Annotated in this window: 16 protein-coding genes and 1 pseudogene; 13 read left to right on the top strand and 4 right to left on the bottom strand. The window is 61.5% G+C overall.

Features of this window, described 5'->3' with window-relative positions:
* Positions 1 to 11 precede the first annotated feature (11 nt).
* The 8 genes and pseudogenes from IB235_RS20270 to IB235_RS20235 all read left to right on the top strand — a co-directional run.
* Entirely contained in the window at positions 12 to 221 is a 210-nt protein-coding gene (locus tag IB235_RS20270) for a helix-turn-helix domain-containing protein (RefSeq protein WP_192338270.1), read from the top strand.
* On the top strand, positions 214 to 3,276 hold the full coding sequence (locus IB235_RS20265) for a BPTD_3080 family restriction endonuclease (protein ID WP_192338269.1): 3,063 nt from the start codon (positions 214 to 216) through the stop codon (positions 3,274 to 3,276). The genes IB235_RS20270 and IB235_RS20265 overlap by 8 nt, the downstream gene beginning before the upstream one ends.
* Entirely contained in the window at positions 3,273 to 3,611 is a 339-nt protein-coding gene (locus tag IB235_RS20260; protein WP_192338268.1) for a hypothetical protein, read from the top strand. Before IB235_RS20265 ends, IB235_RS20260 begins: the two co-directional genes overlap by 4 nt.
* Positions 3,612 to 3,615: 4 nt before the next feature.
* The gene (locus IB235_RS20255; RefSeq protein ID WP_192338267.1) at positions 3,616 to 6,522 is read left to right on the top strand and encodes a site-specific DNA-methyltransferase; all 2,907 of its coding nucleotides are present in this window, start codon (positions 3,616 to 3,618) and stop codon (positions 6,520 to 6,522) included.
* An 11-nt stretch (positions 6,523 to 6,533) separates the two neighbouring features.
* Complete coding sequence (locus tag IB235_RS20250; RefSeq protein ID WP_192338266.1) at positions 6,534 to 7,484, top strand: hypothetical protein; 951 nt, start codon at positions 6,534 to 6,536, stop codon at positions 7,482 to 7,484.
* A 3-nt stretch (positions 7,485 to 7,487) separates the two neighbouring features.
* Positions 7,488 to 9,578, top strand: coding sequence for a 3'-5' exonuclease (locus IB235_RS20245; protein ID WP_192338265.1), 2,091 nt, complete (start codon positions 7,488 to 7,490; stop codon positions 9,576 to 9,578).
* 466 nt (positions 9,579 to 10,044) lie between these two features.
* Positions 10,045 to 11,304 (top strand): site-specific DNA-methyltransferase, encoded by a 1,260-nt coding sequence (locus IB235_RS20240; protein WP_192338264.1) that lies wholly within the window; start codon positions 10,045 to 10,047, stop codon positions 11,302 to 11,304.
* Between the two features lie 9 nt (positions 11,305 to 11,313).
* Positions 11,314 to 11,838 (top strand): annotated as a pseudogene (locus IB235_RS20235) (ParB/Srx family N-terminal domain-containing protein); the annotation flags it as partial.
* Between the two features lie 50 nt (positions 11,839 to 11,888).
* Here IB235_RS20235 and IB235_RS20230 read toward each other — a convergent pair.
* The 4 genes from IB235_RS20230 to IB235_RS20215 are packed head-to-tail and all read right to left on the bottom strand — an operon-like array spanning position 11,889 to position 13,404.
* Positions 11,889 to 12,341 (bottom strand): hypothetical protein, encoded by a 453-nt coding sequence (locus tag IB235_RS20230; RefSeq protein ID WP_192338298.1) that lies wholly within the window; start codon positions 12,339 to 12,341, stop codon positions 11,889 to 11,891.
* Positions 12,342 to 12,395: 54 nt separating this feature from the next.
* Entirely contained in the window at positions 12,396 to 12,950 is a 555-nt protein-coding gene (locus tag IB235_RS20225) for a DUF3489 domain-containing protein (protein ID WP_192338263.1), read from the bottom strand.
* A gap of 12 nt (positions 12,951 to 12,962) precedes the next feature.
* Positions 12,963 to 13,187 carry a hypothetical protein gene (locus IB235_RS20220; RefSeq protein WP_192338262.1) on the bottom strand — a complete coding sequence of 75 codons (225 nt, stop codon included), beginning with the start codon at positions 13,185 to 13,187 and terminating at the stop codon, positions 12,963 to 12,965.
* On the bottom strand, positions 13,177 to 13,404 hold the full coding sequence (locus tag IB235_RS20215; protein ID WP_192338294.1) for a hypothetical protein: 228 nt from the start codon (positions 13,402 to 13,404) through the stop codon (positions 13,177 to 13,179). Before IB235_RS20215 ends, IB235_RS20220 begins: the two co-directional genes overlap by 11 nt.
* 118 nt (positions 13,405 to 13,522) lie before the next feature.
* On the opposite strand from IB235_RS20215, the gene IB235_RS20210 reads away from it, so the two are divergent.
* The 5 genes from IB235_RS20210 to IB235_RS20190 are packed head-to-tail and all read left to right on the top strand — an operon-like array spanning position 13,523 to position 19,091.
* Positions 13,523 to 14,059 (top strand): hypothetical protein, encoded by a 537-nt coding sequence (locus tag IB235_RS20210; RefSeq protein ID WP_192338261.1) that lies wholly within the window; start codon positions 13,523 to 13,525, stop codon positions 14,057 to 14,059.
* Positions 14,007 to 16,046 (top strand): phage terminase large subunit family protein, encoded by a 2,040-nt coding sequence (locus tag IB235_RS20205; protein WP_192338260.1) that lies wholly within the window; start codon positions 14,007 to 14,009, stop codon positions 16,044 to 16,046. Before IB235_RS20210 ends, IB235_RS20205 begins: the two co-directional genes overlap by 53 nt.
* A gap of 1 nt (position 16,047) precedes the next feature.
* Entirely contained in the window at positions 16,048 to 16,263 is a 216-nt protein-coding gene (locus tag IB235_RS20200; RefSeq protein WP_192338259.1) for a phage head-tail joining protein, read from the top strand.
* A 3-nt stretch (positions 16,264 to 16,266) separates the two neighbouring features.
* Positions 16,267 to 17,763, top strand: coding sequence for a phage portal protein (locus IB235_RS20195; protein ID WP_192338258.1), 1,497 nt, complete (start codon positions 16,267 to 16,269; stop codon positions 17,761 to 17,763).
* Positions 17,763 to 19,091, top strand: coding sequence for a S49 family peptidase (locus tag IB235_RS20190; protein WP_192338293.1), 1,329 nt, complete (start codon positions 17,763 to 17,765; stop codon positions 19,089 to 19,091). Before IB235_RS20195 ends, IB235_RS20190 begins: the two co-directional genes overlap by 1 nt.
* Positions 19,092 to 19,122: the final 31 nt, after the last annotated feature.

Here is a 19,122-nt window from a genome sequence, read left to right as displayed (position 1 = left end):
GGAGCAAGTCCATGACCGACCCCATTCTCACTTTGCCAGAGGTCGCCCTTTTGCTGAAGGTTGCAGAGAAGACAGTCTATACAATGGCGCAGACCGGCCAGATCCCGGCATTCAAAGTTCGGGGCCAATGGCGGTTCAAGCACGACGACATTGATCGGTGGATCGACGAGCAGAAGGCTGCCGTAAAGGGGAACGTCGGAAAGGACACCCCAAATGTCTGAGCAGTTTTTTGAAAAACCGATCCTCAACTCCCCCTACGAGTATCCGGGTCGCCATTGGGAACTGGACATCGACGGCCAGCCGACAAACCGAATTCTGGAGACGCGGCGGCGTTCCGACCTTATCACTCCTGTCCCAAAAACCAAAAAGCAGCGCCAAAGTAAGAAGCAGGGTTCCCTGGTCCTCGGTGCGGACGACGAACTTTCGTCCGCAGATCAGGAATACAATCCCACGCCAATCATCAACGAAGTTCGGGGATATGTCGAAACCTGGCGCAACCTTCCGAATCCGGACCAGTGGCTGGTTACACCGGAAACGGCCCGCCTGCTGCAACACTGGAGGCATTACAAATTCGAGGGCGTCCGCCCGTTCTTTTGCCAGATCGAGGCCGTCGAAACCGCGATCTGGTTGACAGAGGTCGCACCAAAGATGGGACCGCGCGTCGCTAAGTTCTGGGCGCATATTAAGGGGGCCAACGAACAGGCCAATCCCGAACTGATGCGCCTTGCATTGAAGCTCGCGACCGGCGCCGGAAAGACCACTGTCATGGCGATGCTGATCGCCTGGCAGACGGTCAACGCAGTGCGTCACCCGAACAGCAAGCAATTCTCCAGCCGGTTCCTTATTGTCTCGCCCGGCATCACGATCCGAGATCGGTTGCGCGTCCTGCTGCCGAACGACCCCGAAAGCTACTATCGTAGCCGCGAGATCACGCCGCCAGACATGCTGCGGGATATCCAGGCCGCCAAGATCGTCATCACCAACTATCACGCGTTTAAACTGCGCGAGAAGCTGGTGATCGCCAAAGGCACGCGGCAAGCTCTCGAAGGCTGGCGCGGCGACAAAGTCCAGACGCTGGAAACCGAAGGCGAGATGATCCAGAGGGTCATGGGCGACCTGATGGGCCAGAAGAACATCGTCGTTCTGAACGACGAGGCGCATCACTGCTATCGTGAGCGGGTGAAGGACGCCTTTGGCGAAACCGAACAAGACTTGAAGGGTGACGACAAGAGCGAAGCCAAGGAGAACAATGAAGCTGCCCGGATGTGGATTTCCGGTCTGGAAGCGGTCAAGCGAAAGCTCGGCATCAGCCTTGTCTATGACCTGTCGGCAACGCCGTTTTTCCTGCGCGGATCCGGTTACATCGAAGGCACCCTGTTCCCCTGGACGATGTCCGACTTCTCGCTGATGGACGCCATCGAATGCGGGATAGTGAAGCTGCCGCGAGTGCCGATTGCCGATAACGTTCCAGGCGGAGACACACCTAAGTTCCGTAATCTGTGGGACTACATTGGCAAGAAACTCCCCAAGAAGGGACGTGCGGCAGGCAAGGCCCTCGATCCTTTCAGCCTCCCGGTCGAACTTCTGACGGCCCTTGAAGCCCTCTACGGTCACTACGAAAAAACCTTTGAGCTCTGGCAAGACAAGGGGATCGGCGTTCCGCCGGTATTCATTGTCGTCTGCAACAATACGGCAACCTCGGAGCTGATCTACAAGTACATCTCTGGCTTTGATCGGGTGAGCGATGACGGTACGGGGATCACCCTCGAAAACGGCCGCCTCGCCCTCTTTCGGAACTACGACGACTTCGGCAACCGGATGGCCCGACCGAACACGATCCTGATCGACAGTGCCCAGCTCGAATCCGGCGAGGCGCTCGACAAGGATTTCCGCGAAATGGCGGCGGTCGAGATCGAGCAATTCAAACGCGAGATGGTCGAGCGGTCGGGCGACATCACCGCGGGCGACAAAATCGATGAATCCACCCTGCTGCGCGAGGTGATGAATACCGTCGGCAAGAAGGGCCGCCTTGGCGAACAGATTCGCTGCGTAGTGTCTGTCTCGATGCTGACCGAAGGTTGGGATGCGAATACTGTCACGCATGTGTTGGGCGTGCGGGCTTTCGGCACCCAACTTTTGTGCGAACAGGTAATCGGGCGCGCTCTGCGCCGCCAATCATATGAACTGAATGACGCGGGGCTATTCAACGTCGAATATGCAGACGTCCTGGGCATCCCCTTCGACTTTACCGCAAAGCCAGTGATCTCGCCCCCTGCTGCCCCGCGTGAGACTGTACGTGTCCATGCGGTCAAGCCCGATCGCGACGCACTGGAAATCACTTTTCCTCGTGTCGACGGATATCGTGTTGAGCTCCCCGACGCGCGGCTTGAGGCCAACTTCGGACCCGATCACATTTTGGAACTGACGCCGCACCTGCTCGGACCTTCTACGACCACCAATCAGGGCATCATTGGCGAAGGTGTTGACCTGACGCTGGAGCATCTGGAAGACATGCGCTCCTCCACGATCCTGTTCCATTTGGCGCGGCACCTTCTCTACACTAAGTATCGCGACCCGGGCGAGGAACCAAAGCTGCACCTCTTCGGCCAGCTCAAGCGTATCACACGCCAGTGGCTGGACGGCGGCTACCTGAAATGCACCGGCGGCACATATCCGGCCCAACTGGTCTACAAGGAAATCGCCGACATGGCCGCCGAGCGGATCAAGGCAGCCATCACCGAAACCCTGAAGGGGGAAAACCAGATCAAGGCGATCCTCGATGCCTACAACCCCATCGGCACGACCGCATTCGTCAACTTCACCACCTCCAAGGAGTTGCGCTGGCAGACCCGGCCCGACAAGTCACATGTCAACTGGGTGGTCTGCGACAGCGACTGGGAGGCCGAGTTTGCACGCGTCGCGGAAGGCCACCCGCGTGTGCTGTCCTACGTCAAGAACCAAGGGCTGGGCCTCGAGGTGCCCTATCTCTTCGGCTCAACTCCGCGCAGATACCTGCCCGACTTCATCGTGCAGGTCGACGACAGCCGCCGCACCGAAGACGGCAAGCCCGACCCGTTGAATCTGATCGTCGAGGTCAAGGGCTACCGCGGCGAGGACGCGAAGGACAAGGCCAACACCATGCGTTCCTATTGGGTGCCCGGGGTCAACAACCTGGGCAAGTTCGGACGCTGGGCCTTCGCCGAATTCACCGCCGTCTACGAGATGGAGAAAGAATTCAAGAAACTGATCGGCGAACACGTCGGAGAATCGCTGTGAATACTCCCAATCAGCCCCGTCGGATTCTCGGTGAAGTCACGCTGACTGCTGGAAACCTTAGAAACAGCCATATCTACGTCACGCCGTTCAAGCATCTGCTGCCCACAGACATCTTCGGCGGCTCAAACAAAGATGAACCGGCATCTCGTATGGCTGTGATCCATTACGGCGCTGTAACCCCCGTCGAGAGCGATATCCCGAACGACAAGAACCTGTTCCGCAATCGTAGCTGGGCACGGGAGTTTCTGGCGCGAACGGGTGCTCGTCCCGGGGACATCGTTCGGTTCGAAGCAAGCGAGCCACACACCTACCACATCTCTCTCGTGAGGAGCTGACCCCATGGCCAAGAAACCCATCGAGGTCGAAACCCTCACCCACGACGCCACGCGCAAGAACATCCCGACGGCGGAATTCGAAAGCCTGATGCGCGATCAGGACAAGACGCCGATCCAGCTTGCCTACGAACGCCGCAACCGCGATCTTGACCCGCAGCTGGTCTGGCGCGGCAAGGATGAGCAGGACTGGTCCGACCTGATCGTTCAGGCCCCGCCGCTGTATATTCAGGAAAAGGTCCACCCCAAGGTCATCATCGACGATCTGAAACGCGAAAGCGCGAACCGCGCCAAGGCGACCAAAGACGCCCCGCAGTTCGACATGTTCGCCGACTTCAACGGCCTGCCCGATGCCGAGGCGGCGACCGAGTTCTACCAGCACGATCAGCACTGGTCGAACCGGATGATCTCGGGCGACAGCCTGTCGGTGATGGCCTCGCTGGCCGAGCGGGAGGGGCTGCGCGGTCAGGTGCAGTGCATCTATTTCGACCCGCCCTATGGCATCAAGTTCAATTCCAACTTCCAGTGGTCCACCACCTCGCGCGATGTGAAGGATGGTGACAAGACCCATGTGACGCGCGAACCCGAACAGGTCCGCGCCTTTCGCGACACCTGGAAGGATGGCATCCATTCCTACCTGACCTACCTGCGCGACCGGCTGACCGTGGCGCGCGATCTGCTGAGCGACAGCGGCAGCATCTTCGTGCAGATCGGCGACGAGAACGTCCACCGCGTGCGGGCGCTGATGGATGAGGTGTTCGGAGAGGGGAATTTTGCTGGTCAGATTACGTTTTCAAAGACATCCGGCCAGACGACCCAGCTTCTGGCCACAGGTGTCGATTACATCATTTGGTTTGCAAAGGACCGATCCAGTATCAAATTCCGCCAGCTATTCATCGAAAGACCGGCGATTGACAAGGTCGACGAGCGCTATGTTTGTGTGGAAGAGCACATTTCTAAAATCACCGACCTTTCACTTCGCCAGAAGATGGGGATTGATCCAATTCCGGAAGGCAGGTTCCTCAAGCTCGAAAACTTGACTTCACAAACTGGTTCTGACTCGTCCCGAGTTCCGTTTTCTTATGCTGGGCGGACCTTCAAGCCCGGCGGCAGTCGCGGGTGGTCCACCCATTTGGCTGGTCTCGCGACTGTGTCGCGGGCAGGTCATCTCTGGATTCAAGGGAACACCCTCTGGTGGAAGAGCTACCGAGACAAGGGACGTGTGACTCCACGAGTTTCTGAGTGGCACGACACCCGATCAAATGCATTCGGTGACGAGCGCATTTATGTCGTGCAAACAAATGTGACCGCAATCCAGCATTGCATCCTGATGACCACCGATCCCGGCGATCTGGTGCTCGATCCCACCTGCGGTTCCGGCACCACGGCCTATGTCGCCGAAGAATGGGGGCGGCGCTGGATCACCATCGACACCAGCCGTGTCGCCGTGGCTCTCGCCCGGTCGCGCCTGATGGGCGCGCGCTATCCCTACTACCTGCTGGCCGACAGCCCCGAAGGCCAGCAGAAAGAGGCCGAGGTCACCCGCTCCGTCCCCAAATCCACCCCCACCCACGGCTCGATCCGCCAAGGCTTCGTCTACGATCGCGTGCCGCACATCACGCTGAAATCCATCGCCAACAATGCCGAAATCGACGTGATCTGGGACCGCCTGCAACCCGCCGTCGAGGACTCGCTTGCCGCCCTGAATAACGCCCTCAACGGCCACGCCACCCCCTTCAAAGTGGAAACCGGCGGCCGCAAGGATGCCAAGATAGACTTCCGCGCCAGCGGTCAGGTCAAACTCCCCTCCGGCGAGATGGCCCCGGCGAACGGCCTGATGGAATGGGAAATCCCGCGCGAGGCCCCGGCCGGTTGGCCCGCCAGCGCGCAGGCCGCCCTGAACCACTTCTGGGAGGCGCGCATCAGTCGCCAGCGCGAAATCGACGCCAGCATCGCGGCCAAGGCCGAGTTCGAATACCTCTACGACAAGCCCTACGAGGACAAATCCAAGATCCGCGTCGCAGGCCCCTTCACCGTGGAAAGCCTGTCGCCTCACCGCACGCTTGCGGTCGACTGGAACGACGAACTGGTCGATCTGCACGAAGCAGCCGAGGACAGACGCAAGGCTACCGAGCGCGCCGAGCGGGTCGAGGATTTTGCGCAAATGATTCTGGAAAACCTCAAGGCGGCCGGCGTCCAGCAGGCGCACAAGGAAGACCGGATCACCTTCACCTCGCTGACCGGGTGGCCTGGCCGGTACATCTGCGCCGAGGGACATTTTATGGAGGGCGAGGCGCAGCGCCGCGCGGGCGTCTTTGTCGGCCCTGAATTTGGCACCGTCAGCCGCCCCGATCTTGTCGCCGCCGCGCGCGAGGCGGGGGATGCCGGTTTCGACGTGCTGATTGCCTGTGCGTTCAACTATGACGCCCATTCGGCCGAGTTCGACAAGCTTGGCCGTATTCCCGTACTAAAGGCCCGAATGAATCCCGACCTGCATATGGGTGGCGAATTGAAGACCACCGGCGCAGGCAACCTTTTCGTCATATTTGGCGAGCCTGATATCCGGATTGATGAGTTGGATGACGGCCAACTGACCGTCCAGGTCTTCGGTGTTGATGTGTTCAAGCCACAGACTGGCGAGGTGCAGTCCGAGGGCACTGACGGTATCGCCCTGTGGATGCTGGACAGTGACTACAACGAGGAATCGTTCTTTGTTCGCCATGCCTATTTCCTGGGGGCAAACAATCCGTACAAGGCATTGAAAACCTCCTTGAAGTCGGAAATCGACGAGGATGCATGGGAGAGCCTCTACTCCGACAAATCCCGTCCGTTCCAAAGGCCGAAATCCGGGCGGATTGCGGTGAAAGTGATTAATCACCTTGGTGACGAGGTGATGAAAGTGTTCGCGGTGTAAGGGGCAGGAAAATGAAAGAACGCTGTCGAATCTGGGACACGATTGCCACTGCGCAACCGACTCATCGCGACGGATACGAGATCGACTCCCATCGGGTTGGGGGGCGCTATTTCATCAGTAGCACTGCGGCAAAGGTTCTCGAAAGCAGAGACGACAACTTGCGCCCCCGACTGACCACATGGCTCATTGATCAGCGTCGGCACGGGACAGAAGTGCCAAAAATTGTCAGCGGGACCATTGACCTTGTCAAACGTGCTCCCGCGCTTGGCGTGCAGGAGAGAGCTGAGCGACTTCTGGAATATTTTGAGACTGAGAGTTCATTCATCGGGGATGAAGTTTGCTATGCCGCCGATGAAGCCACCTCTATGGAAATGCTTGCCTGGACCGAATCGCTCCAGAAGGAGGAGGTGGAATTCCTCCTTGAGTACCTGAAGACACGTGGCTTCATAAGCATTGAGCACGTGGGAGATTTCTCGGGGGAAGTTAAGGTTACAATAGATGGCCACGTCCATATGGCCGATCTGCGCCAAAAGTCCGTTGCATCGACCCAAGGCTTTGTCGCGATGTGGTTCGACGATTCTATGAGATCTGTATACGAAGACGCTATAGCTCCTGCCATTCGCGATTCAGGCTACGACCCTGTCCGAATTGACGGGAGAGAGCACAACAACAAAATTGACGACGAGATAATCGCCGAGATTCGCAGGTCCCGCTTCGTGGTTTCTGATTTCACCCAAGGTGATAGCGGCGCCCGCGGGGGAGTATATTATGAGGCGGGATTTGCACATGGCCTGGGTCTGCCGGTAATTTTCACCTGCCGATCAGATGTTTTAGAAAAAATCCATTTTGACACTCGACAATACAATCATATTGCGTGGTCAACGCCGGAAGAATTAAAAGAACGACTGGCGAAGAGAATTTCCGCGACTCTTGGCGACGGCCCAAAGCGAAAGGCCGGATGACAAATGGAATTCCGGATCGCAGACACCTTCACCGACAGCCTCGGCCGCCTGACGGCGCAGGAGCAAAAGGCTGCAAAGACCACCGCTTTCGATCTGCAGCTTGACCCTAGTTCAAACGGTCTGTCGTTTCACAAGCTCGATCGCGCCAAGGACTCGAACTTCTGGTCAGTGCGGGTGAATGCGGACATCCGGATCATCGTTCATCGGACGGCCGCCAGCATCTTGCTAGTTTATGTGGATCACCACGACGATGCCTACAAATGGGCGGAACGGCGCAAGATCGAACGCCATCCGACGACGGGCGCCATGCAGCTGGTCGAAGTGCGCGAGCGTGTCGAAGAGATAGAACTCTTCAAACCCAAGGAGGTGACCACCACACCAGCGCCCGCAGCCACGCCTGCCGTCCGCCTTTTCGACAACCTGCGCAAATTCGAACTGATGGCCTTTGGCGTGCCTGAGGAATGGGTGAACGACGTTCGCTCTGCCACGGAAGACACGCTGTTCGACATCATTGAGCACTTGCCGCAAGAGGCGCAAGAAGCGCTGCTGAAGCTGGCCGTGGGCGAAAAACCGCAACCGCCAGAGCCTGCGACCCCCGAGGCCGACCCCTTTGACCACCCGGACGCACAGCGCCGCTTCCGTGTTCTGACCAATGCAGACGAACTGAAGCAGGCGCTGGACTATCCATGGGACAAGTGGGCGGTGTTCCTCCACCCCGCCCAATCAGACCTCGTCGAGCGGTCCTTCTCTGGCCCAACGCGGGTTTCAGGTTCTGCAGGGACGGGAAAAACCATCGTGGCGCTGCACCGTGCTGTCCATCTTGCCTGTGCAAATCCTTCCGCAAAAGTACTTCTAACGACGTTCTCGAAACCGCTGGCTAACTCCCTGCGCAGCAAATTGGCCAGCCTCGTCGGCAACGAGCCCCTGATTTCGGCACGGATCGTCGTCAAGGCCGTCTCGGCAGTTGGGTATGACCTTCACTCTGAACGTTTTGGACAACCCCAGATTGCCCCCGCTGCACTGGTCAAGTCGCTGATCGTAAAGGCAGCGACCGAGGTGGATGGGCACCGATTCTCAACCCAATTCCTGATCGGAGAGTGGAACGACGTCGTAGACGCCTGGCAACTTCGGTCGTGGGAGGATTACCGCGACGTCTCGCGGCTCGGGCGGAAGACCCGGATCGGCGGCAAGCAGCGCGAGACCCTTTGGGCCATTTTTGAACGCGTCCGTACGGGGCTAAGAGAACGCGGTGTAATGACGTGGTCAGATGTCTTCGGCCGTTTGGCGGATAGTTTCAGCCAAGGCGGCGCGCGCCCCTACGACTTCGCTGTAATCGATGAGGCGCAAGATTTGGGTGTAACCGAGGCGCGGTTCTTCGCTGCCCTGGCAGCCGGGCGCACCGAAGGCCTCTTCTTCGCCGGTGATCTCGGCCAGCGCATTTTTCAACAGCCCTTCTCTTGGAAGGCACTCGGCCTTGACGTCCGCGGCCGCTCTTTCACGCTGCGCATTAACTACCGCACGTCACACCAAATCCGCACACATGCCGATCGGCTCCTGCCGTCAACGGTTTCGGATGTGGATGGGAACACCGAAGGGCGGCGCGGCACGGTATCGATGTTCGACGGACCTCCGCCCACCGTGATGGCTTGCAGCGACGAGGATCATGAATGCCGCACGGTTGCCGGATGGATCACAGATCGACTTAAGGAGGGCTGCGCGCCACGCGAGATTGGTGTCGTCGTCCGGTCGGACGCGGAACTGAAACGTGCACGTGCGGCCACGAAGTCCGCGGGTGTTCGCGCGGTCGAACTGAGTGAAAAGGTCGAAGTGGAGGACGGCGCAGTAGCCATCAGCACGATGCACTTCGCCAAGGGGCTGGAGTTCCGGTCGGTGGTGGTCATGGCCTGCGACGACGAGGTGATCCCGCAATCAGAGCGGATCGAGGCAGTGGCCGACGACGCAGACCTAGAGGAAGTCTACAACACTGAGCGGCACCTGCTCTACGTCGCTTGCACAAGGGCGAGGGATCACCTGCTGGTCACGGGCGTCACACCGATCTCCGAGTTCGTCGACGACTTTCTCAAGGGGAGCTGACCGGAAGTCGGACGCCCCCAACCAATGGTTCCTCCCCGGCCCCGAACGTATGCGGGGGGGCGCAGCGCGGCGTTTCGCTAGCGACAGGCAGTTTCACCGGGGAATCCAGGCGGAAGCCACCTGCCGGGCGATCTTGGAAAAAGCGACTCGTTATCAAAGGCTTGCGGAATCACGATCTTGGCGTGCTGGATTCTTTTGCGGAATCCAGGGAATCCAGTTTGCGGAAGCCACGTTGCCGGAAGCCAGCCAGTGGAAGCCACCTGCCGGGAAGCCATTGAATCCGCGTGCATTTTTCGTTTGACAAAGCTGCCCCTCTTGACCTACCCCTTGACCATCGAAGAATTGCGCCCGGAGGAACCCCCTCGCGGGCGCTTCTCATTTCCCGACATCGCGGATCCCGATCCTGACGTTGGCATCGCCCAGCGTGCATCGGCTCGCCCGCCCTGCCCAAAATGAAAGCCACCCCATGGACCTGGTCTTTGCGCCGAGCCAGATCGAGACTTGGCCTCTCGACCGGCTGCGCCCTTACGCCCGCAATGCCAAGATCCATGGCACAGATCAGGTGGCGAAGATCGCTGCCAGCATGGCGAAGTTCGGCTGGACCGTGCCCTGCATGGTGGCCGACGATGGCGAGCTGATTGCCGGGCACGGCCGGGTGCTGGCCGCGACCATGCTGGGGCTGAAGGACGTGCCGGTGATCCGGCTCGGCCACCTTGATGAAGCCGAGCGCCGGGCTTACCGGATCGCTGACAACAAACTGACCGAGCTGGGCGAGTGGGACGAGGCCATGCTGCGCGACGAGATCGCGGGGCTGCTGGCTGAGGATTTCGACCTGTCGCTGCTCGGGATCACCGACGAGGATCTGGACGCCCTGCTGCGCGATCCGGATCAGGTCGAAGGCGGTGCCGTCGAGGGCGAGGATGACATTCCGGAACCGCCGGTCACGCCGGTGTCAGTGGCGGGCGACCTCTGGCAGCTTGGGTCACACCGGCTGATCTGCGGTGACAGCACGTCTGCCGATGTTGTTGGCCGCTTGCTGGGCGATGTTCGCCCGCTGCTGATGGTCACCGATCCACCTTACGGCGTGGAGTACGATCCGTCCTGGCGCAACCAGGCGGGTGCGGCCAAGACCAAACGCACCGGCAAGGTGCTGAATGACGACCGGGCCGATTGGCGCGAAGTGTGGGCGCTGTTTCCCGGCGACGTGGCCTATGTTTGGCATGGTGCGTTGCACTCCTCGACCGTAGCCGAGAGTCTGGTTGCGGCGGGTTTCGTCGTCCGGTCGCAGATCATCTGGGCGAAGGACCGGCTTGTGCTTAGCCGCGGCGATTATCACTGGCAGCATGAGCCTTGCTGGTATGCGGTAAAGAAGACCGGCAAGGGCCATTGGGCTGGCGACCGCAAGCAGACGACGCTCTGGCACATCTCCGGCAAGGATCAGGATGCAGCCACGGTGCACGGCACGCAAAAGCCGGTCGAGTGCATGCGCCGCCCGATCCTGAACAACTCCAGCCTGGGTCAAGCGGTGTTCGAACCCTTCATGGGATCCGGCACCACGCTGATCGCGGCGGAAACCACGGGCCGCGTGTGCTTCGGGATCGAGTTAAACCCGGCTTATGTCGATGTGGCAATCGAGCGCTGGCAGCAATTCACCGGCGCGAACGCCGTCCTGGCCGACACCGGCGAAACCTTCACCGACCTGAAGACCAAGAGGCTCGCGGCATGAAATGCGCCCCTGCTGCCGGGCCGGATCGAACATTGGCCTCTCGCCCGGCTGAAGCCTTACGCCCGCAACGCCCAGACCCATGACGCCGATCAGGTAGCGAAGATCGCCGCGAGCATGGCCGAGTTCGGCTGGACCGTGCCGGTGCTGGTGGCGGCCGATGGCGAACTGATCGCTGGCCACGGTCGCATCCTCGCGGCCGCCCACCTCGGCTTGTCCGAGGCCCCTGTCATCGTGTTGGGTCATCTGACTGAAGCCCAGCGCCGGGCGTATCGCATCGCCGACAACAAACTGACTGAGTTGGGCGGCTGAGACGAGGCACTGCTGCTGCAGGAATTGCAGGCACTGCTGACCGAGGATTTCGACCTCGGGCTTATCGGGATCCCCGAGGATGACCTGGACGCGCTGTTGGCCAATCACGACGACCGCCTGGCGATATCTGACGATGCGGCCGATGCCATCCCGGAACCGCCCGCCGAACCGATCACGAAGCCGGGCGACATCTGGGCGCTGGGCACGCATCGGCTGTGCTGCGGTGGGAGATGGCGACGAGGCAAATCGCGCGGTTGCAGATGGTCGATGATGCGCTATAGCCTTGGAACCGAGAAGATCAGGCCGCGCACGACTTCTTTGCCATCCACATCAATTCGGCAAACTGCCTCGAATCGAGCATTTTCCACTTGGCGTTTGAAGTCATCCGGCATCCGTTCGAGATCGACTTTCTCTTCGTTTGTCGGTGCTTTGCACCACGACCATGCCTCCTTAAACCAAGGCTGGACATCAAATGGGATACCCAAATACTTTCGATCTCGGTTGACCACACCAAGCGACCGAAGAAACTTCGGCGCATTATCACCGATTCCATCTGAGACATCGGCGTCCAAGACGATAGCCCTAAAGCCATTCTTAAATGAAAGCGTGTACGCCCCGTTCGGCAGATCGGGAAGGCTTAGGTACCCTGCGCGATAAGAATCATAGGCCCAAAAAGAGGCATAACCCAAGACCCCGAGGTCAATAATCCGAAGAATCCATCGCTTCATGTCGCCCTCGAACCCAACCTACGTGTTGTTTCAAGACGAGCGCAGCGAGTCAACTCAAAGGCAAGCTCTCCGGTCGCCTTCCATTTGATAGACAGTGCCCCTGCCTTCGATTTTTTGCGCCGTGATATTTAGAGCAAGCTTTTTCCTAAGCACCCCTGAGATCGCGCCCCTTGCAGTGTGAGCCATCCAGCCCGTCGCCGTTACGATTTCAGCGATTGAAGCACCTTCGGGTGCCTGCAGCATTTCGATCAACATCGCCTGCTTAGTTCCGGCGCGCTGGGTCGGCGGCTTTGAAGCGGCGGCCTTGGCGGCATGTTCGCGGATAGCAACCACGGCTTTCACCACCACCGGCTTGATCCCGATGGCCAGCAGCCCGGCGTCGGTCACCACCAGCGTGGTACCATGCCCATCACCGGTTTCGCGCCAGAGCGGTTCTTTGCGCCGCAGGTTGGCGTCGACCTCCTGCAGCCAGCCGTGCTTGATCATCTTGGCGACGGCCATCTTTGCCGCCGCCCCGGCCAGCCCCTTGGGAAGTGGCAGGGCGATGTTTTCGGGGCGCTGGGCCCCGGCGCTGAGGATGATGGTCTGGGTTTCGGTCAGCTTTGTCATCTTGGGTTCCTCCTACTGGTCGTGGGTGGCAAGGAGGGCGGTGATGCGCGCCATCACGTCGTTGTGGCCATCGGCGTCCGTGCCGATGATCACGTCGCCATCGTCGTCGCGGTCCAGATCGGCGATCTCGCGCAGCAGGGCGATGGCCTCGTCGCAGGCGGTGCGGCGTTCGGCCTCCCACGCAGCGGTGATGGCATCCTGTTCAATCTGGTGGCGCTGGGCGGGATCAAGCGGCATGTTCGCTCTCTTTAAAGGCCGCGTCAGTGATCTGGCGCAGCAGGCTGGCGTAGTGGTCCAGCGTGCCGACATCACCCCAATTGATCCCGTCAGGGTGGGTCTCGAAGTGGTCGTCACTCAGCGCCTTCAGGCGTTCCAGCGTCGCGTCAATCTGGAACTTGGTGGTCATGAATGCGTCGAGGGCTTTGGAATTGTCACTGGTGCGGCGGGTGGTCATGGCGTGGTCGTCCTTCGGTGAGTTGCATCGTTCTGGTGCAATCAGAATCGCTCTTGTCCGAAGTGTAATCAACTGAATAACAAGCAATTCCATTGCTTTAGAAGCGGCGAGGACAAGCATGGAAGGTATGTCCGAGCGGGAGTATTCCGCGCATTCCGGCCTCTCGCGCGGGGCGATACAGAAGGCGCGGAAAGCTAGTCGGCTGGTGGTTTACAGCGATGGGTCTATCAACGCCGCCGCGTCCGATGTGCGCCGGGCCGACATGACCGATCCCGCCCAGCAGCGCCGCAGCACCGGCGGCGACAGCGGGTTCAGCGGTCCCGCAGACAGCTCGTCCTACCTGAAAGCCCGCACCGCGCTGACGGTCTACCAGGCGCAGGACAAGCAGCTGGGCATCCAGAAGAAGAAGGGCACGCTGGTCGACCGGGCCCGGGCGGAAGCGCTGGTGTTCCGGTTGGCCCGACAGGAACGCGATACTTGGGTCACTTGGCCCAACAGAGTGGCAGCGCTGATGGCGGCCGAAGTGGCCTTGGGGGTGGAAAAGCAAACCGGCAATCCGGTGATCATCGAGACCGCGATCCTGCAGAGGGTGTTGGAAGCCCATGTCAGACAGCACCTCGACGACCTCGCCGATCTCCGAGTTTCCCTCGGATAGCGATGATCTGACGGTCGATCTCGACCTTGGCTTTGACGGGGCCGAGGACATCCTGCGCTCCTGGCGCAAGGGCATGCGTCCGGACCCAGATTTGACCGTGTCGGAATGGGCGGATGAACATCGCTGGCTGTCGTCTCGCGGTGCAGCCGAACCGGGACGCTATCGCACGGCCCGTGCGCCCTACCTGCGCGAGATCATGGATGCGCTGTCGCCGCGGCACCCGGCGCAACGCGTCACCTTCATGAAGGCCGCGCAGGTCGGGGCCACAGAGGCTGGCAACAACTGGATCGGCTTTGTCATCCATCATGCGCCGGGGCCGATGCTGGCGGTGTTGCCATCGCTGGAACTCGCCAAACGCACGTCGCGGGGCCGTCTTGATCCCCTGATCGCGGACAGCGCGGCTCTGCGCGAACGGGTTAACCCTGCCCGGTCGCGCGACGCGGGCAATTCGATGCTGTCGAAGGAATTCCCCGGCGGCATCCTGGTGCTGACCGGCGCGAACTCCGCGGCCGGTCTGCGGTCGATGCCTGCGCGCTACATCTTCCTCGACGAGGTCGACGCCTATCCGGCCTCAGCCGACGAAGAAGGCGACCCGGTCACACTGGCCGAGGCGCGGACCACCACGTTCTCGCACCGGCGCAAGGTGTTCATGGTCTCGACCCCGACGATCCGGGGGCTGAGCCGGATTGAGCGCGAATTCGAGGCATCGGACCAGCGCCGGTACTTCGTGCCCTGCCCGCATTGCGGCGCGATGCAGTGGCTGCAGTTCGAACGCCTGCGCTGGGACAAGGGACGGCCTGAAACGGCGGCGTACCATTGCGAGGGCTGCGAAAAGCCCATCGCCGAGCACCACAAGACGAAGATGCTGGAAAATGGCGAATGGCGTGCGACCGCCGTTTCTGCCGATCCGCATTCCATCGGCTTTCATCTCTCGGCGCTCTATTCGCCCTTGGGCTGGAAAAGCTGGCAGCAGATCGCGCGCGAGTGGCTAGCGGCGCAAGGCTCGGAAGAGATGCTGCGCGTCGCGCGCAATACCCTGCTGGGCGAAACATGGGTCGAAAGCGGCGACGCCCCCGAGTGGCAGCGGCTGGCCGAGCGCCGCGAAGCCTATGGCGGCGTGCATATCCCCGTCGGCGGTCTCTTCCTCACGGCTGGCGTCGACGTGCAGAAAGACCGGATTGAGGTCGACGTCTGGGCGTGGGGCCGAGGCTTGGAGTCTTGGCTCGTCGATCACATCGTGATTGCAGGTGGCCCAGACGATCCGGCCTGCTGGGACAAGCTGACTGCTTTGCTTGGCCGCACATGGGCCTGCGCCAATGGCGCGGTGATGGTGATCGGCAAGATGGCCATCGACACAGGCTATGAAGCCCCGGCGGTTTACGCATGGGCGCGGAAACAGGGGTTCGACCAGGTTGCACCGATCAAGGGCTTGGAAGGCTTCAACCGCGCCACTCCGGTGTCGGGGCCGACTTTCGTCGACGCCACCATCGGCGGCAAACGTCTGCGCCGGGGCGCGCGGCTGTGGTCCGTGGCCACGGCGACGTTCAAGACAGAAACCTACCGCTTCCTGCGGCTGGAACGGCCAAGCGACGAGGACCGGGCACTGGGCGTTCTGGACGCCCCCGGCACCGTGCACTTGCCCGACTGGATCGACACCGAATGGCTGAAGCAGCTGGTGGCGGAACAGTTGGTCACCGTGCTCAACAAGCGCGGCTACGCCCACCCCGAATGGCAGAAGATGCGTGAACGCAACGAGGCGCTGGACACCCGCGTCTATGCCCGGGCGGCGGCCTGGATCATGGGCGCGGATCGCTGGGACGACGCAACCTGGCGACGGCTGGAAGCGCAGGCCGGGGTGGAAACCCGACCACCAATGCCGGTGCAGATCGCTGAAGCTGCAAAGGACACGGCCCCGCCCAAGGCCGGAACACCGACAACGCCACGGCGCAAACGCCGGGCCTACACACCGAACTTCATGAGGGACTAAGATGGATTTGGAACGGATGCGCGCGCTTCTGGCCGCGCTGCAGGAGGCCCGCTACGCGGGCGTCCGCTCGGTCAGCTATGACGGCAAAAGCATCAACTATGGCTCGGACGCGGAACTGGCGAACGCCATCAGCGATCTGGAAACCCGGATTGCCACCGCCACCACCGGCACAGCACGTCGTCGGCGCTGGGGCACTGTCGCGTCAAAAGGTCTGTGATCCATGGCGTTCGAGGCCTTTCGCCAGCGCATCGGCAGCATCATCGGTGGGTTCGACGCGGCCCAAGCCCACCGGCGGCTGCGCGGGTTCCGGGCCAGCCGCGCCCATGTGAACACCCTGATCGCGGCCTCGGGCGACACGATCACCGCCCGCGCCCGCTGGCTGGTCCGGAACAATGGCTATGCGGCGAACGCTGTGGAAAGCTTCGCCAGTAACGTCGTCGGCGATGGCATCAAGCCCTCATCGATCCTCGCCGATGCCGCCAAGAAGGAAGAACTGCAGGCGTTGTGGCTCGCCTGGACCGATGATGCCGACGCCGAAGGTTTGACGGATTTCTACGGATTGCAGCGCCGGTCTGCGCGCGAGGTCTTCCTGTCAGGCGAGGTCTTCATCCGCATCCGACCGCGCCGGGCCGAAGACGGTCTGACCGTGCCGCTGCAGTTGCAGATGCTGCCCGCCGAGATGCTGCCCCTCGACATGAACCGGACCTTGCCCGGCGCGGGGCTGATCCGGCAGGGCATCGAGTTTGACGGCATCGGTCGCCGCGTCGCCTATCACTTCCTGCGCCGCCACCCCGGTGATCTGACCGATCTCGGCCTTGCGGGCGAAACCGTCCGCGTCCCGGCCGGCGATGTGATCCATGTCCTCGACCCCGTCGAGGCTGGCCAGCTGCGCGGCGTCTCGCGGTTTGCGGCCGCCATCGTCAAGCTGTTCACGCTGGACCTCTATGATGATGCCGAACTGGAGCGGAAGAAGATCGCCGCGATGTTTGCGATGTTCATCACCTCGCCGGCCCCGGAAACCCCATTGGAGCCGACCGAGGAAGATCTGGAGGTCGAACCGGGCCAAGTGGTGCGGCTCGATCCCGGCGAGGATGTTTCGACCCCGGCCACCCCGGACTCTGGCAGCACTTACGAGCCGTTCCAGTACCGCACGCTGCTGCAAATCGCGGCGGCGCTGGGCGTGCCCTATGGCTATCTGACCGGCGACACCGCGAAGGGCAACTTCTCGAATACACGGATCAGCTTGATCGAATTCCGGCGCCGCATCTCGGCCTGGCAACATGGCGTGCTGGTCTATCAGCTCTGCCGCGCGGTCTGGGTGCGCTGGATGGACACGGCCGTTCTGTCGGGAGCGCTGGACCTGCCCGGCTATGACAACCAGCGCCGCGAATATCAGACCTGCGCCTGGCTTCCGACCAAATGGGACTGGATCGACCCGATGAAAGACGCCTCGGCCGAAATCCTGCAGATCGAAGCCGGCCTGAAGTCTCGGACGCAAGCCTTGGCAGAGCGGGGATACGACGCCGAACAGGTGGATCGCGAAATCGCTGCCGAGCGCAAACGCGAAGCGGCGCTGGGCCTCGACTTCCGGCGACCGGGATCCCCGGCGCAGGGGCCGGGCGAAGGTGAGGCCAAAGATGTGGATCAGGACAGTGGCAAAGACGATGAGGCCGACGACACCGGCGACGAGAAACCCGACCCCAAGGAGGGCGCATGATGCACCACGCCCAGATTGCCCAGCGAGCCTTCAACACCCCGCTGATGGTGGACCCGGCCAAGGCGCTGGCCTTCCTGTCAGGACTGGGCCCGCGCATCACCGGGCAGGAAATCAGCTTCCAAGGGCTGGAGGTCGAAGCCGCTGAACAAACCGCCGCCAACGTTCCCGCCCGCGTCTCACTGTTCGGGAACGATCTCGCCCAGCGCCACCAGCGCAATGGCACCCAGCCCTTCGCGATGATTGATGGCATAGCGGTGATCGAAATCGCGGGCACACTTGTGCACCGTGGCGCTTGGATCGGGCAAGCTTCCGGCCTGACCTCATACGAGGGCATTACCGCCCAGCTGCAGGCAGCGCTGGCCGATCCCGGCGTGCGCGGCATTGCCTTGGACATCGACAGCTTTGGAGGCGAGGTCGCGGGCGCCTTCGATCTGGCCGATCGCATCCGTGCCGCTCGGGCGCAGAAGCCGGTCCACGCCTTTGTCGCTGAACATGCCCTGTCGGCAGGCTATGCCCTCGCCAGCCAGGCCGATCGAATTATCCTGCCGCGTACCGGCGCTGTCGGCAGCATTGGTGTCGTGGCGCTGCACACCGACATGAGTGGGGCCCTTGATCAGAAAGGGATCGCTGTCACGCTGATCCATGCCGGGGCGCACAAGGTCGACGCCAATCCTTATCAGCCTCTTCCGCAAGCCGTGCACGATCAGATGCAGCGCGAGCTGGAGGTGGTCCGCTTCCTCTTCGCAGAAACTGTCGCTGCCGGTCGCGGTGATCGGCTGACCCACGCATCGGCACTGGCCACTGAAGCTGCCGTGTTCCGCGGGGCCGACGCCATCGCTGCCGGTCTGGCCGACGATCTCGCCGATCCCGTCACCGCCTTCCACGCCTTCGCCGCCGCACCCCGCGGCTCCAGTTCCTCCAACAGAAAGGGTCCACAGATGACCACCACGCCCACCGACACCCCGAACCCGACACCAGTTGCCGCTCCTCCCGCCGCATTGCCCACGGTTGCAGCTGCACCAGAGGCCCCGGCTTCGGCAGTAAATCCGATGTCTGCCAACGCAACCATGTCCGCCGACGCCATTCGCGCCGAGGCCGCCGAGGTGGCGCAGGTTTGCGCGCTGGCCGCCCGGCTCGGCGTGACCATCGACGCCGCCGACGCCGTCGCCAAGGGGCTGAAGCCCGAGGCCCTTCGCGCCCGCGTGTTGGCTGATCTCGCTGCCCGCAGCGACGCGGCAGGCATCATCGCCACCGCCCCGGCCGGAGCCGCCAAGGAAAGCCCCATCGTGGCCGCTGCCAAGAAAACTGCGACCGACGCCAAGCGCTGAACCAGCGCCCCTTCCCCACCCCAAACCATGG

The organism is Paracoccus sp. PAR01 (assembly GCF_014851995.1).
Classification (GTDB): Bacteria; Pseudomonadota; Alphaproteobacteria; order Rhodobacterales; family Rhodobacteraceae; genus Paracoccus; species Paracoccus litorisediminis.
Note: the sequence above shows the minus strand (reverse complement) of the source record. Positions and strands in the feature narration are given on the sequence as shown.

Excerpts from the sequence above, each read along its gene's own strand:
- IB235_RS20270 (WP_192338270.1), top strand. The coding sequence starts at position 12 with ATGACCGACCCCATTCTCACTTTGCCAGAGGTCGCCCTTTTGCTGAAG.
- IB235_RS20265 (WP_192338269.1), top strand. The coding sequence starts at position 214 with ATGTCTGAGCAGTTTTTTGAAAAACCGATCCTCAACTCCCCCTACGAG.
- IB235_RS20255 (WP_192338267.1), top strand. The coding sequence starts at position 3,616 with ATGGCCAAGAAACCCATCGAGGTCGAAACCCTCACCCACGACGCCACG.
- IB235_RS20250 (WP_192338266.1), top strand. The coding sequence starts at position 6,534 with ATGAAAGAACGCTGTCGAATCTGGGACACGATTGCCACTGCGCAACCG.
- IB235_RS20245 (WP_192338265.1), top strand. The coding sequence starts at position 7,488 with ATGGAATTCCGGATCGCAGACACCTTCACCGACAGCCTCGGCCGCCTG.
- IB235_RS20240 (WP_192338264.1), top strand. The coding sequence starts at position 10,045 with ATGGACCTGGTCTTTGCGCCGAGCCAGATCGAGACTTGGCCTCTCGAC.
- IB235_RS20230 (WP_192338298.1), bottom strand. The coding sequence starts at position 12,341 with ATGAAGCGATGGATTCTTCGGATTATTGACCTCGGGGTCTTGGGTTAT.
- IB235_RS20225 (WP_192338263.1), bottom strand. The coding sequence starts at position 12,950 with ATGACAAAGCTGACCGAAACCCAGACCATCATCCTCAGCGCCGGGGCC.
- IB235_RS20220 (WP_192338262.1), bottom strand. The coding sequence starts at position 13,187 with ATGCCGCTTGATCCCGCCCAGCGCCACCAGATTGAACAGGATGCCATC.
- IB235_RS20215 (WP_192338294.1), bottom strand. The coding sequence starts at position 13,404 with ATGACCACCCGCCGCACCAGTGACAATTCCAAAGCCCTCGACGCATTC.
- IB235_RS20210 (WP_192338261.1), top strand. The coding sequence starts at position 13,523 with ATGGAAGGTATGTCCGAGCGGGAGTATTCCGCGCATTCCGGCCTCTCG.
- IB235_RS20205 (WP_192338260.1), top strand. The coding sequence starts at position 14,007 with ATGTCAGACAGCACCTCGACGACCTCGCCGATCTCCGAGTTTCCCTCG.
- IB235_RS20200 (WP_192338259.1), top strand. The coding sequence starts at position 16,048 with ATGGATTTGGAACGGATGCGCGCGCTTCTGGCCGCGCTGCAGGAGGCC.
- IB235_RS20195 (WP_192338258.1), top strand. The coding sequence starts at position 16,267 with ATGGCGTTCGAGGCCTTTCGCCAGCGCATCGGCAGCATCATCGGTGGG.
- IB235_RS20190 (WP_192338293.1), top strand. The coding sequence starts at position 17,763 with ATGCACCACGCCCAGATTGCCCAGCGAGCCTTCAACACCCCGCTGATG.